7 protein-coding genes and 5 pseudogenes are annotated in these 12,554 nt (G+C 66.8%); 6 read left to right on the top strand and 6 right to left on the bottom strand.

The genetic code is table 11. The annotated features are described in order from the left end of the window. Positions 1 to 94: 94 nt before the first annotated feature. Positions 95 to 1,428, bottom strand: a pseudogene (locus V1351_RS07615) (IS1380 family transposase). Between the two features lie 178 nt (positions 1,429 to 1,606). Here V1351_RS07615 and V1351_RS07610 point away from each other — a divergent pair. The 3 genes and pseudogenes from V1351_RS07610 to V1351_RS07600 form a co-directional block, all read left to right on the top strand. Then, positions 1,607 to 2,146, top strand: a pseudogene (locus tag V1351_RS07610) (IS1634 family transposase); the annotation flags it as partial. 485 nt (positions 2,147 to 2,631) lie between these two features. Next, positions 2,632 to 4,206: a group II intron reverse transcriptase/maturase gene (gene ltrA, locus V1351_RS07605; RefSeq protein ID WP_338747878.1), complete on the top strand. Its 1,575-nt coding sequence runs from the start codon at positions 2,632 to 2,634 to the stop codon at positions 4,204 to 4,206. Between the two features lie 114 nt (positions 4,207 to 4,320). Then, a pseudogene (locus V1351_RS07600) lies at positions 4,321 to 5,355 on the top strand (IS1634 family transposase); the annotation flags it as partial. Between the two features lie 228 nt (positions 5,356 to 5,583). Here V1351_RS07600 and V1351_RS07595 read toward each other — a convergent pair. The 3 genes from V1351_RS07595 to V1351_RS07585 all read right to left on the bottom strand — a co-directional run bounded on the left by V1351_RS07595 (position 5,584) and on the right by V1351_RS07585 (position 9,774). Beyond that, positions 5,584 to 6,072, bottom strand: coding sequence for a GmrSD restriction endonuclease domain-containing protein (locus V1351_RS07595; RefSeq protein ID WP_338752257.1), 489 nt, complete (start codon positions 6,070 to 6,072; stop codon positions 5,584 to 5,586). A gap of 11 nt (positions 6,073 to 6,083) precedes the next feature. Continuing rightward, positions 6,084 to 7,043, bottom strand: coding sequence for a cytochrome c oxidase assembly protein (locus V1351_RS07590; RefSeq protein WP_338752255.1), 960 nt, complete (start codon positions 7,041 to 7,043; stop codon positions 6,084 to 6,086). Positions 7,044 to 7,362: 319 nt separating this feature from the next. Then, positions 7,363 to 9,774 (bottom strand): cytochrome c oxidase assembly protein, encoded by a 2,412-nt coding sequence (locus V1351_RS07585; protein WP_338752253.1) that lies wholly within the window; start codon positions 9,772 to 9,774, stop codon positions 7,363 to 7,365. Between the two features lie 133 nt (positions 9,775 to 9,907). On the opposite strand from V1351_RS07585, the gene V1351_RS07580 reads away from it, so the two are divergent. Further along, the gene (locus V1351_RS07580) at positions 9,908 to 10,420 is read left to right on the top strand and encodes a methyltransferase family protein (protein WP_338752481.1); all 513 of its coding nucleotides are present in this window, start codon (positions 9,908 to 9,910) and stop codon (positions 10,418 to 10,420) included. Between the two features lie 46 nt (positions 10,421 to 10,466). On the opposite strand, the gene V1351_RS07575 is transcribed toward V1351_RS07580, so the two are convergent. Both V1351_RS07575 and V1351_RS07570 read right to left on the bottom strand, forming a co-directional pair. Continuing rightward, positions 10,467 to 11,081, bottom strand: coding sequence for a copper resistance CopC family protein (locus V1351_RS07575; RefSeq protein WP_338752251.1), 615 nt, complete (start codon positions 11,079 to 11,081; stop codon positions 10,467 to 10,469). Positions 11,082 to 11,247: 166 nt separating this feature from the next. Then, positions 11,248 to 11,822: pseudogene (locus tag V1351_RS07570) on the bottom strand (cadmium resistance transporter). A 195-nt stretch (positions 11,823 to 12,017) separates the two neighbouring features. Between V1351_RS07570 and V1351_RS07565 the strand changes: the two are divergent. Continuing rightward, positions 12,018 to 12,140 (top strand): annotated as a pseudogene (locus tag V1351_RS07565) (transcriptional regulator); the annotation flags it as partial. Between the two features lie 16 nt (positions 12,141 to 12,156). Next, positions 12,157 to 12,483, top strand: coding sequence for a hypothetical protein (locus V1351_RS07560; protein ID WP_338752249.1), 327 nt, complete (start codon positions 12,157 to 12,159; stop codon positions 12,481 to 12,483). Positions 12,484 to 12,554 lie beyond the last annotated feature (71 nt).

The following is a 12,554-nucleotide window of genomic DNA, read 5'->3' as shown; positions in this document are numbered from 1 at the left end:
CGGGTGGTCGTGGAATCGGGCGTGGGGTAGCCGCCGGTCTGCCCGGCCCTTCCACTTGCAGGTCCTTGGTCGTGCCCCTGGTGGAGGCTGGTGGTCAGGTCCTCGCCGATCCTGGTGGCGCGCTGGTGGCGGCGAACAGCGCTTCCCAGGCGTCCTGCCAGGGCCAGTCCTTGGGCAGGTGCATGCGTAGGCGGCGGGCGGAGCGCGCCATCCGGGCCGGGACGCCGATCAGCTGGTCGCGGATGGTGGCGGTGGTCGCCTTCGCGTGGAAGAGCGAGGCCAGGGCGCCGGCGGCGCGGGTGAGGTTGAACGCGATCGCGGCCAGCACCAGCCAGGCACTGTTGGCCGCGAACGACCCCGACGGCGCGTGGGCCAGCGGGCCGGAGCGCAGGTCGGCGTGGACCTGCTCGATGATGGCGTGGGCACGGTGCGCGGCTTCCGCCTGGAGCATCAGCGGGGAGTCGGCGAACACGCCGTGGTGTCGATAGGTGGCAAACAGCTCGCCTTGGCCCGCAGGCACGCTGACGGGGTTGAGTCGCTTGACCCGGCGCACGATCAGCCGCGCGGTGATGTGCTCGCTCTTGCGGCGGGAGGTGAACGCGGTGAAAGGGACCTCGGCAACCTCCGCGTCAGAGATCAGTCGGCCTTCCTCCTCGTCCCAGATCGCGTGGGGGTAGCGGATCGGGGCCCACGCCGAGGCGGGGATCGCCGAGATCGCCGCGGACACAGTGGGATTCATTCGGGCGGTGACGCTGAACCGGGCGCCGGCGCGGCCGGCTGTGGCGGGCACGTCGTGGCCGTAGTAGGCGCTGTCGGCGCGCACGATCAGCGTGCCGGTGGCCCCGGCGGAGCGGCTGGTGGACAGGGCGTCGGCGAGGAACTTGCCCGCGCCGCGGGCGGAGTTGGTGTTGCCTCGCCGCAGCCGGGTACCCACGGTCATCGGCGCCGCGGCCGGGGTAGAGAGCGTGGCGATCAACGCGTTGAGTCCCTTCACGCGGTTGTACCCGTACCCCACGCCTTGCTTGGCGTACCCGTGGGTGGCCTTGATCGTGGGGGTACCGCCCTGCACGAAGTGCTTGGGGGAGCGTCGACATCGAGGTAGGCCAGCTGGTCGGCGCCGGCCAGGACCGGCGCGTGGCGTGTCAGGCCGGTCAGGAACCGGGAGGCGATCGCGTCCAGCTGCCGCACGTGCCCGAAGGAGAAGGTCCGCAAAAAGGTGCCCAGCGTGGACGGGGCGCGCACCCCGGTGAACAGGCGGCCCATCCCTCCATGGCGCAGCAGGTCCATGTCATCGATGGAGTCGGCACCGGCGACCATCCCCGCCACCAGAGCGGGAACCTTCAGGTGCGCGTTGGCGCTGCCGGGCGTGTTCAAGCTCAGGTGCTGGCCGACCAGGCCGGCCAGGCTCGCGCGCTGGGCCAGTGCCATGGCTGGGGCCAGCCCGGCGCACGAGACGAGGTTCGGGTCATCGAAGACAGCTGAGAGGTTGTGAGACCTGACTCGTGCCACTTGATGTTTCCTTTGCGATCTAGGTGGACTTTTCGGCCATTTCTCGGGGTGTCGTTGGGCTGAGTGACACACCCCGGGCTGGGTAGGCTCGGGCCTTGTGGTGTTCGTGCGGAAGTCGCCGGGGCGGTCGGGGAGCACGAAAGTGCAGATCGCGGAGCGCCGCGCCGGGCGGGACGTGGTCCTTGAGCATGTCGGTACTGCCCGCGGGGAAGCCGAGCTTGCGGTGCTGATGGCCCAAGCGCGCCGACGACTACAACCCGGACAACAGGTCCTCGACCTCGAGGTCGGCGCCACCGGCGACGATGAGGGTGTCCCCGAGCGGCCCGGGGTGATCACGGGCAAGCGGTCCGCGCTGCTGTGGCGGGTGCTGTCGAGCGTGTACGACCGGCTCGGGTTCGACGTCGTGGCCGATGACGCGTTCAAGGAGCTGGTGCTGGCCCGGATCATCGAGCCCACCTCGAAGGCGGACTCGCAGCGGGTGCTGGACGAGGTCGGGGTCGAACATGCGTCGCTGCGCACCATGTTCCGCTCCTTGGCGCGGGCGCAGGAACGCGACTATCGCGACCAGGTGGCGGCCGCGTGCTTCACCCACGCCGCCACCAGCGGAGATGTGTCGCTGTGCCTCTACGACGTGACGGTGCGCCGTGAGGCGCTTGTTGTTCGAGTGGAGGTGAGAGACCTTTGCCTGATTCCCTGCCGTAGCAGGGAGTCCGTAGCTGGGGGCAGCCTGATCGCAGGGACGTGCGGGAGGGCGGGAGCAGCCCCGACAAAGCCGTGTCGCGTCAGCACCGTTGGATGGCGTGGGCGCGGCGAGCAAGCCGAAGAGGTATACGCGAGGAACCGGTGTCATCACCTGTCTTGACGTACTACCGCCTCAAACCCAGTGGATATGGGGCGGGCGCGGCCAGCCACCTGCCGGAGTGATGGGCGGTGGACCGCCCGGGGCACGAGTTACATGTCCCGGGTCGGGTCGGCGGTGAAGGACTACGGAGTAGTCGCCGACGAGTGCCGCAGGCAGATAGCCGGGTGCCTCCTTCGGTCAGCGGACAGCAAGTGAACACGGGAAGGTCCCCGGGGCCTGCCCGCCGAGCCTGTACAGCCAGCGCGGGTCGGTGTGGCTGGGTGCGTCGCCTGCCGATCGGCCCGGGGGCTGGCGGAGCCGCCGTAGTACTGCGAGTCCGGGAAAGCCGGACACATCGGGAAGGGCGGCAGCGAGGATGGATAGGAGGTACTGCGATGGCGCAAGAGGCGTTGGTGAACTCCGACGCTCGAGCCTTGATGGAGCAAGTCAGGGAGCGGGTAGCGCGGACGCAGATCAAGTATCACCGGTGGGCCAAGACCGACCGCGATCAGCGGTTCGGGGACTTGTTCAACCTCGTGTCACACCCGGACTACCTGCGGGTGGCCTGGCAGCACGTGGCACGAAACAAGGGGGCTCGCACCGCGGGGGTCGACGGCGTGACCGTGCGTCAGATCGCCCAGCGGGGTGAGATCGGGGATTTCCTGAATGGGATCGCCGCGAGCCTGAAGGACGGCACGTATCGGCCCTCGCCGGTGCGGCGGGTGCTCCTTCCCAAGCCGGGCGGCAAGTCGCGCCCGTTGGGGATCCCGACCGTGACCGACCGGGTCGTGCAGCAGTCGTTGAGGATGGTGCTGGAACCGATCTTCGAGGCCGACTTCCAGCCGGTCTCCTACGGGTTCCGGCCCAAGCGGCGCGCCCATGACGCGGTCGCCGAGATCCACCACTACGCCACCAGCGGGTACCGGTGGGTGCTGGACGCAGACATCGAAGGATGTTTCGACCACATCGACCACACTGCCCTGCTGGGTTTGGTGCGGGAACGGATCAAGGACAAGAAGACCGTGGCACTGGTCCGCGCGTTCCTCAAGGCCGGAGTTCTTGATGAGCTCGGTCTGCAGGCCGCGACCAGTGAGGGAACCCCACAAGGCGGGATCATCTCGCCGCTGTTGGCCAACATCGCCTTGTCCGTGCTGGACGAGGCGATCATGGCCCCGTGGAAGCCAGGTGGTGACCAGTCAAGCCAGGCTGAACGCGCCAAACGTCGTTACCACGGGTTGGGCAACTGGCGGATCGTGCGCTACGCGGACGACTTCGTCATCATGACCAACGGCAGCAAGGATGACGCGCTGGCCCTGAAAGAACAGGCCGCCGAGGTGCTGGCCGGGATCGGGCTGCGGCTTTCCGAGGCCAAGACCCGCGTCACGCACCTACGCGAAGGGATCGACTTCCTCGGCTTCCACATCCAGTGGAGGAAACGCAGAGGAGGCGGCAAGTGGTGCTGCATGGTCTTCATCAGCAACAAAGCGTTCGCGAGGATCAAACAGACCATCCGCGCTCTGACCCCTCGCCGGTCACCACGGCCCATGATGGACGTGATCATTGAGGTCAACGCGGCGCTGCGCGGGTGGACGTCCTACTTCCGCCACGCCATCGCCGGGCGACGATTCAGTTTCCTTCGGTACTTCACCTGGAGACGCTTTGTCGCGTGGCAGCGCGAGCAGCGCCGCTGGAACTGGTCCAAGGTCAAACGATGGCTCCGCCGCCCAGACGGCAGTTGGAAACCCATCGCGACTACGGACGTGGCCGTCTTCGACCCCACGAAAGTGCGGGTTCGACGCTATCGGTACCGCGGGAATCGGATCCCCAGTCCCTACGACCCGGCCACGGCCGCCTGACGGCATCACCTCGTGGAGAGCCCGTTGCGTTGAAAGGCGCACGGCGGGTTCGGCGGGCGGTCCGGGGAAACGGGGCAGCAGCAATGCCGCCACCGCGCCCCGGACCGACCCAACACGCTCTACTTCGAGGCCGAGCACGAGGACGAGCTGCGACGCGTGGGCTTCAGCAAGGAGCGCCGGGTCGACCCCCAGGTCGTGGTCGGGCTACTCGTCGACCGCAACGGGTTCCCCCTGGAGATCGGCTGCTACGAGGGCAACAAGGCCGAAACGAGCACGATCATCCCGATCGTCCAGCAGTTCCAGGCCCGGCACGGGCTGAGCGACATGGTCGTCGTCGCCGACGCCGGGATGCTCTCGACCTCGAACCTGAGCGCGCTGGACGAGGCCGGTCTGCGGTTCATCGTCGGCTCCCGAGCGGTCAAGGCTCCGGGTGATCTGGCCTCCCACTTCCGCTGGCACGGCGACGCATTCGCCGATGGGCAGGTCATCGACACCATCACCCCCAAGAAGGCCACGAGCGCTGCTCGCGCGGAGAACGACGCGGCCAAGCGCGCCGAACCCATCTGGGACCCAGCGACGTTCCCGGCGTCGTGGCGGGCGGTGTGGGCCTACTCGCGCAAGCGTGCGGTGCGGGACAGGAAGACGTTGACGCTGCAGGAGAACCGCGCCAAGGCCGTCATCGCCGGCGAGAAGGCCTCCCGCGCACCACGCTTCGTCAAGACCACCGGCGGTAACCGCGTGCTGGACGAGGCGTCCCTGCACCGTGCGTTCCGGCTGGTCGGGCTGAAGGGGTACGTCACCAACATCCCCGTCGACCTGATGCCCGCGGGCGAGGTCATCGCCAGCTACCACGCGCTCTGGCAGGTCGAGGCCTCGTTCCGGATGAGCAAGAGCGACCTACGCGCCCGCCCGATCTTTCACCACACCCGCGAGGCCATCGAAGCCCACCTGACCATCGTCTTCGCCGCCCTCGCCATCGCCCGCTACCTCCAGGACGAGACCGGGATGAGCATCAAGAAGATCGTCCACACGCTACGACCGATCCAACAGATCCGCGTGCGCATCGCCGGCCACGAGCACCTCGCCGAAGACCGCCTCACCCCGGCAGCACGATCGATTCTCGAGGCCCTCGACCTCACCCCTCAGTGACACACCCCGGTGGCACGAGTCAGGTGAGAGGATCGCATCTACCGGATGCCCCTTCTTGGCTTGGTGAACTGGAGCCTTTGACAGTCCCAATTCTCCTCGCCGAGAGGGGCATTCGCCTGTTCCGACCCGCACAACTCCCTACATCACTGGCGCCTTATCGGTGGATCCGGGCTGAACCGCCCCACGCCCCGTGCGCACCTGAACGAGGGCCCCCAGATGCCCGATCCCTCACCCACACAAGCCCTCCCGCGACCTCAACGGCCGAACCCACCCACATTCATGCCGGGAGAGCCGAAGGTCGCCCTGAGGGAGGATGTGCTCGATCGTCCAGACGAAGTGGTTCTTCTCCTGACGCCACAGGTCCACCTCGGTCTCCTTGGTCATGGCGTTCTCGGCCAGCGTCGCCAGGACGAGCCTGGCAACGTCGGTGTTCTCCTCGTAGATCCGTCCCGCCAGGCGCGCCCGGAACTCCTCGTCGGTAGCCGAGACGGCGTTGAGGCGTTCGCCAACGACGGCGGGGACCTCGTCGCCGCGCGCGTCGCCCACGGCGTCGATCGTGGTCATGAACAACTTCGCCAGCGCGTACGTGGGCGGATACCCGGTCAGGTTGCGACGGACGAAGAAGCTGGTCAGCAGGTGCACGACGGCCTCGAGATGATCGTCGGTGATCTCCAAGTCATGCCGCTTCGACATCAGCCACATCAGCTTGCAGATCATCAGACCAAACCTCAGTGGCTCGCTCGGCCAAGCTGATTCAGGTAGGAGTTGTAGGCCTCCAAGTCTGGATCACCATGGATTTCGCGCTCTCGGTCCTCACGCGCGTCCGTCGCTGCCTCGTCACGTTGCCAGCGGACCATGATCAACAGCAGAATGAACAATGCGGGCAGTTCCCCGTATGACCAGGCCAATCCGCCGGCCAGCCACTGGTCGCGCATTGGATCAATGCCCCATTCCGGAGGTAGTTCGGCATAAAAGTCCACCACCGGAGTGGAGGCCATCATGAGAATCACTCCGAAGAAGGCGTGCAACGGCATCTCTGCGAACTGGTCGAGGAGCCGCCCAACATATGATTGGCGCTTCGGCAGCGGACCGGTGGACAGCAGCGGCACGGCAAATAGGATCCCCGAGGCGAGAAAGAAGAGTTCCAATCCCACGTGCCCCAGCCAATAGGGCAGCAAGGCATCTGCGATGTCGCTGAAGTACAACACGTAGAAAGTCATCAGGAACACTGGAACCATGAACCCCGGATGAATCACGAACCTGGCCCCACGTGAACGCAAAGAGCACAAGGCGGCACGTAGCACGTGCTGCCCCCCGAAGCGGTGCGGGGTCGCCCTCAGCAGTAACGTGCCGGGCCGACCCAATACCAGCAGCGGCGGGACGGTAATCATCAGAGTCAGTTGCTGGAACATGAACACCGAGAACATCCGCAGCCCGTACCCCTCCACGCCTGCACCAGTCACCACCATGATGGCCGCACACCCCAGCAAGAACAAGAACATGTGGGCCACCGGCCACCGCCGCCCAGTGGCCCAAAGCCGCACCACACCAGCCAGGTACAGCACTGCGGCGATCAAGGCGATAGCCGGGATCAAGGGCACCGGTTGCAGATCAGGGGACAAGAAGGCCCCCAGCGACGGCGGTGCCTCGGGTATCCACACCGGCCCCTGCACGGTCGGCTCATCCACGAGTGGTCACCTGCCAAGAACGTGCCGCAACTGACATGGCGTTGAATGAGGTCATCAGCGCCCGATCTTACGCCTTGGAGTCGGGAGCGACTCTCCTGACATGAATGAGGTTCCTGGTGTGCTCCGATGGACTCGTCCATGCTGCCGACCCGTCGACGAACTCCCCGTCCGCGGGGAGGGACACACGAGGAAGGACTGCACTCGCCTTCGCAGGATGCTCGGCTACTGCCGTAAGGATGACTACGCGATGACGGCTGAGGTCCTCGATCGACTGGAGCGCGCGGTCACATCAGACAGTTGATCGGCCCTGAACTGCGGACTACTCCGAGTCGTGCCTTGCCAGACCGGCCAGGTGGGCGTTGTAGGCGGCGAGCTCGCCGTCCCCGTCACGGTCGACGCGGCGGTCGCGGCGGGTGCTCTCCTTGGCGTCCGTCTTGTACCACTGCCAGGCGACGGTGACCGCGAGGATCAGGGTCGGCACCTCGCCGACGCCCCAGGCGATGGCGCCACCGGTGCGTTGGTCGGCGATGGGGTTGGTCATCCAGGACAGGTCGAGGCGGCCGAAGTAGTCGGGCGCCAGCAGTTCGGTGGACTGGGTGATGGTCACGCCGAAGAACGCGTGGAAGCTGATCGTCGCGAAGAGAATCACGAGCAGCGCGATCGGCGACCAGCGCTTCGGCCCGGGGTCGACACCGATGAGCACCCACGTGAACATGTACCCGGCCGCCAGGAAGTGGACCATCATCAGCACATGCCCGGTGTGGGTGCGCATGGCCAGCTCGAAGAGCGGGCTGTAGTAGAAGATCGCCAGGCTGAAGAAGAAGAACGACGCCGCGATGATCGGGTTGGCGAGCATGCGCAGGTATTTCGAGTGCACGGCCGCAAGGATGACCTCGCGCGGCCCCATCGTCTTGTCCTTGCGGGCCGGCAGCGCGCGCAGCGCCAGGGTGATCGGGGCGCCCGGAACGAGCAGCAGCGGTACGAGCATCGCCACGCCCATGTGCTGGACCATGTGCCAGGAGAAGAGGATCCGACCGTAGACCGCGACGCCGCCGGAGGTGAAGTAGACCAAGACGAGCCAACCGAGCACCCAGCTGATCGTGCGCATCACCGGCCAGTGGTCACCACGAGCGCGCAGCCGCAACGCCCAGCGCACGTAGACGACGATCGCGATCACGGCGACCGGCAGCCACAGCCAGTCGATCCGCCACGCGGTGAGCCAACTCATCGAGTCCGGCGCGCCCGGGTCGAGGTAGCCAGACAGGTCGTAGACGATCGACCTCTTGGGCCTCTCGCCGGCGGTCGGCGGGGTCGGGGTGCGCCCGACCGCCGCACCCATGCCGAAGGCCGCGGCCATGACCACGACCTCCCCCAGGGCCAGACGGACGAAGGCGTTGTCCTGAGGTGCGACGGAGGAGCCTCGAAGGGGGGCGCCCTTCGTCATGTCGCCGAGGGCGGCGATGGTCCGGCGCCGGTGCCACCAGCCGGCGAACCCGAGGAGGACCGCGGCGACCGTCTTGAGGATGAGCAGGACCCCGTAGCGGGAGGCCAGTCCCGACAGGGCACCGATGTTGATCCACGCGACGAGCAGACCAGAACCCACGAGCAGCACGAAGCACCAGCCGGCCAGGACCGAGTAGCGCTGCCCGGTCACCGCGAGGTGCCTGCCCAGCGAGGGGCGGATGATCACGAGCGCGACGAGACCGCCAACCCACAGCGTCGCCGAGACCAGGTGGAACGCGAGGGCGTTGACGCCACTGATGTGGTCCAGGCTCGCCGAGGAGTGACCGGACAGGGCCAGCGGCAGCAGGGCGAAGAGACTCGCGGCGGACAACCAACCGAAGGCGGCCTTCGACTCCGCGACCGGCGCACACAGGGCCACGATCGCGACGACGACCGCGGAGATGACACCGGTGCGCGTGGAGTCCAGCTGCCAGATGAAGGCGGCCAGCTGGGTCAGGTAGTTGGGGTCGGTCAACTGGATGCCGGCCAGGGAGGCGAAGTTGGTGAGGATCCCACCGACTCCCGCGAGGAACCAGACGATCGCCGCTCCCCCGGCCAGGTGCGACAGGGTGCGCCGCCGCGTGGTGCGAGTGGTCTCCGGGACGATGAACGCGGCGAGGACGAGCGCGCCGATGGTCACCGCGGCCGCGCCGTCGTGGATGGCCCGCAGCGTCGGGAGGGACCAGCGCACGAAGGGCCCGGGGTCACCGAGCTCCAGCGGCGCCGCTCCCCCACCGAAGGCCGTCGCGGCGACGACCACCATGACGAGGAGCAGCCCGAAGAGGGCCAGCGGACGCGAGGTGGTGCGGGGGGCACTCGCGGAGGGGGACATGACGTCTAATCTAGGCAACGCACCGCTGCGGTACTTGCTCGGGTCGTCGGACGTCGTGTGCGCGCCCATCCGGTAGGTGTAGGCCTCGATGAGGGTCGGACCCTGGCCGGAGCGCGCCTTGTCGAGGGCGTCCTTGGCGGCCGCGTAGGTGGCTAGCGGGTCGTTGCCGTCGACGAGCACGCCGGGGAAGCCGAAGCCGCGAGCGCGCTGGTACGGCGGGATGATGAACTGTTTCGCGTTGGGCTGGGAGATCGCCCACTGGTTGTTCTGCACGAAGAACACCGTCGGCGCGTTGGTCACGGCCGCGAAGACGAGCGCCTCGTTGAAGGCACCCTGACCCTCGGAGCGCCCAGGAGGACTCGACATGACGACACCCCCAGCTGCGAGGGCAGTCATGGCGCTCACTGTCTACCTCGTTGGCCTGGCACCCACGTCCGGGGTGAGGACCTGGCAGCAGCATCGGCGAACCGGTGACACCGGGATCCGACGAATCAGCTCCAACAGCACCAATGTAGGTCGCTTGGGCGTGATGCTGTTCGCAGGCGCCCTCGCCGTCGGGGTAGCCGGGCCGCTCCTGACGCTGCTCGTTCCCGCATCAACGATCTCTGCGCCTCCGTGGGTGTGGCTGATCGGCCTCGGGCTGAGCCTGACAGGGCTGGCGTTCGTGCTGACATCACAGCAGGCGATGGGCAACTCGTGGCGCATCGGAGTGGATCCGACCGAACGGACCGGGTTGGTGACCACAGGAGCGTTCGCCGCCGTTCGCAACCCGATATTCTCCGCCATGGCCCTGGCCATAGCGGGCGTCATGGTCATGACTCCCAATGCCGCATCCGCTGCCGACCTGATTGCCCTCATCGCCGGGATGGAGCTCCAGGGTAGAGTCGAGGAGCCATACCTCCTCGACGTGCACGGACCAGACTTCGTTGCCTACGCCGCTCGGGCAGGCCGGCTCATGCCATCCGTGGGTCGCATGAAGACAGTGAGCAGACAGTCGGCGCCGACGCGGGCAGCCGAGTCGGGCTCACGGCAGGAGGAGTGAGCAGTCGGCAGCCACGCTGCCAGACCGAGCGATAGCGACGATGCGATCAGCGCTCTCGTTGAGAACGTCGCCACCAGACGAAGGCCAGAAGCAATCCCAGCACCACGACCACGCCAACGGCGCCCCTGAGAACCGTCGCGGATGATGCGCTGTTTCCGCCCTGCTCGCGGACTTCAGTGTCCTCGGTGGCCTGCGTGGTCGACGTGGACTCATCAGCGGTAGACGGGGACTCGCTGACGGATGACGACCCGCTCGGGCTCGATGAGGAGGTCGTGCCCTTCACGGTGAAGGGGGTGACGCCGCTGATCGGGTGGCCGTCGGAGGAGACAACTCGCCAGCGAACCTCGTAATCACCAGCGGTCAGTTCGTCGTTGATGTCGGCCGTCACGGTGGACCCCTCGCCCTCCAAGGACCCGACGGAAAGCGCGTTTCCGTCGGAGTCACGGAGTTCAACGGAGCTGCCAATGCTCTCCACGTCGGCCGAGAAGGTCAGCGCGATCTCCTCCGGTGCCTCGTTAAGCGTGCTGTCCGCAGCGGGAACGGACTCGAGCAGGCGGTCATGGGCCTGTGCCGGGGCGGTCAGACCAAGCACAGTCAGAAAGCTCACCAAGAGGGCAGACAAGCCGATCCGCAAGGCTCGACGGGAGAACGAAGTGGTCATATTCATGGTGCCTTTCGGGGAAATCAAGGAGGGGTGAGGTTCCCCCGGGAGTGTAGAGGCATCGACAATGAGGACTGTTGTGCCAGCAGAGGAAGAAGTGCGACCGGGAGTTCCGTGAGGGAGTCTGACTGGCGGAGCCGAGCCCGACCTGACGCCTCTCCCGAGGTCACATACCGAACGCACCGCCCTCGACGAGGATCACCACACCAAGACCGATGAGCACGATGGGGAACAGAATGTGCTCCCACCGCTCTAGAACCTCCGCGATCGCCCGACGCGTCGCAACGAACCTAGCGAGCACGACGAGCACGGCTACCAGGGCCAGGAAGACGATGCAGTAGGCCACGACAGCGTTGGTGCTCACACTGGCGAAGACCGGCACGTACACGCCGATGTTGTCCCCGCCGTTAGCGAAGGTAACCGCGGCCACAGTCAGCGCGCTGACGGGCTTGCCGGCGATCTTGCCCTCATCGTCATCGTCGCCGCGCCAAGCCTTCCACACTGCATACAGGCCCAGCAGCGGGGGGGGGGGGGGGGGGGGGGGGGGGTTGAGGCCGAAGTAGGGCAAGGCTCCTTCTGGGAGAAAATTGCGCGCCCCGAGCGCTACCAGGACTGCCGCGGCGAGGATGCCCCCGAAGCCGAGGTACTGGCCACTCAGGATCTTGCCGTGGCGCCTCGCTGACCGGCCCCGCGGGCATAGAACAGCGACAAGACGATGATGTCATCGATGTTGGTGGCCATGAGAAAGCCGATGGCCTGGAGGATCGAGGCAAGCAAGGTGGGTCCGTTCGGTCAGGCATCGGCTGAAGGCAACTGGCGGGAGTCTGGCGGCTGATGCGCGAGCGAGGACTGCGAGTGATCGAGCCTGGGGCGTAGACCAAGGCGGGGCTCGCCTCTCGATCGGCATGCGTCAGCGGAGACTGTGTTATTCAGTATGTGCTGAACATGACTTCACGGATCGATGCGATGAACCGGCTGGGGCGGGCGATGGCCGACACCACTGGTTCCCGCGTCCTCCTCCAGCTCCTCGAACGGCCGGCCTACCCTGCTCAGCTGGCCCCAGCTGGCCAGCAAGATGCGCTTCGTCTCGGCGCAGCTGCTCGCGCTCTTCGAGGGTGACCTGTGGCGCGACAACGCCGAGCACGCCAACGCGATGGCCCGCCGCCTGTCCGAGGCGGTGTCCGACATCGACGGTGTTCGTCTGGTCACGAAGGTCGAGGCCAACGCGGTCTTCCCGACCCTCCCGCGGCTGGCCAGCGAGCGGCTGATGGAGCGCTTCCGTTTCTACTTCTGGGACGAGACCACCGGCCAGGTGCGCTGGATGTGCGCCTGGGCCACCACCGAGGCCGATGTCGAGGCCTTCACGCGGGCCGTCCGTGAGGAGCTCGCCCAGCCGCGATGAGCGGCGTGAACAGCATGTGAACTCCCTCACCGAAGGCGTGTTGCACAGGAAGTTGTCAGGATTTTCTACTA

Source organism: Janibacter sp. A1S7 (genome assembly GCF_037198315.1).
Taxonomy (GTDB): domain Bacteria; phylum Actinomycetota; class Actinomycetes; order Actinomycetales; family Dermatophilaceae; genus Janibacter; species Janibacter alittae.
Note: the sequence above shows the minus strand (reverse complement) of the source record. Positions and strands in the feature narration are given on the sequence as shown.

Coding starts and splice junctions, on each gene's coding strand:
- V1351_RS07595 (WP_338752257.1), bottom strand. CDS start 6,072: ATGATCTGCAAGCTGATGTGGCTGATGTCGAAGCGGCATGACTTGGAG.
- V1351_RS07585 (WP_338752253.1), bottom strand. CDS start 9,774: ATGACTGCCCTCGCAGCTGGGGGTGTCGTCATGTCGAGTCCTCCTGGG.
- V1351_RS07580 (WP_338752481.1), top strand. CDS start 9,908: ATGCTGTTCGCAGGCGCCCTCGCCGTCGGGGTAGCCGGGCCGCTCCTG.
- V1351_RS07575 (WP_338752251.1), bottom strand. CDS start 11,081: ATGACCACTTCGTTCTCCCGTCGAGCCTTGCGGATCGGCTTGTCTGCC.
- V1351_RS07560 (WP_338752249.1), top strand. CDS start 12,157: ATGCGCTTCGTCTCGGCGCAGCTGCTCGCGCTCTTCGAGGGTGACCTG.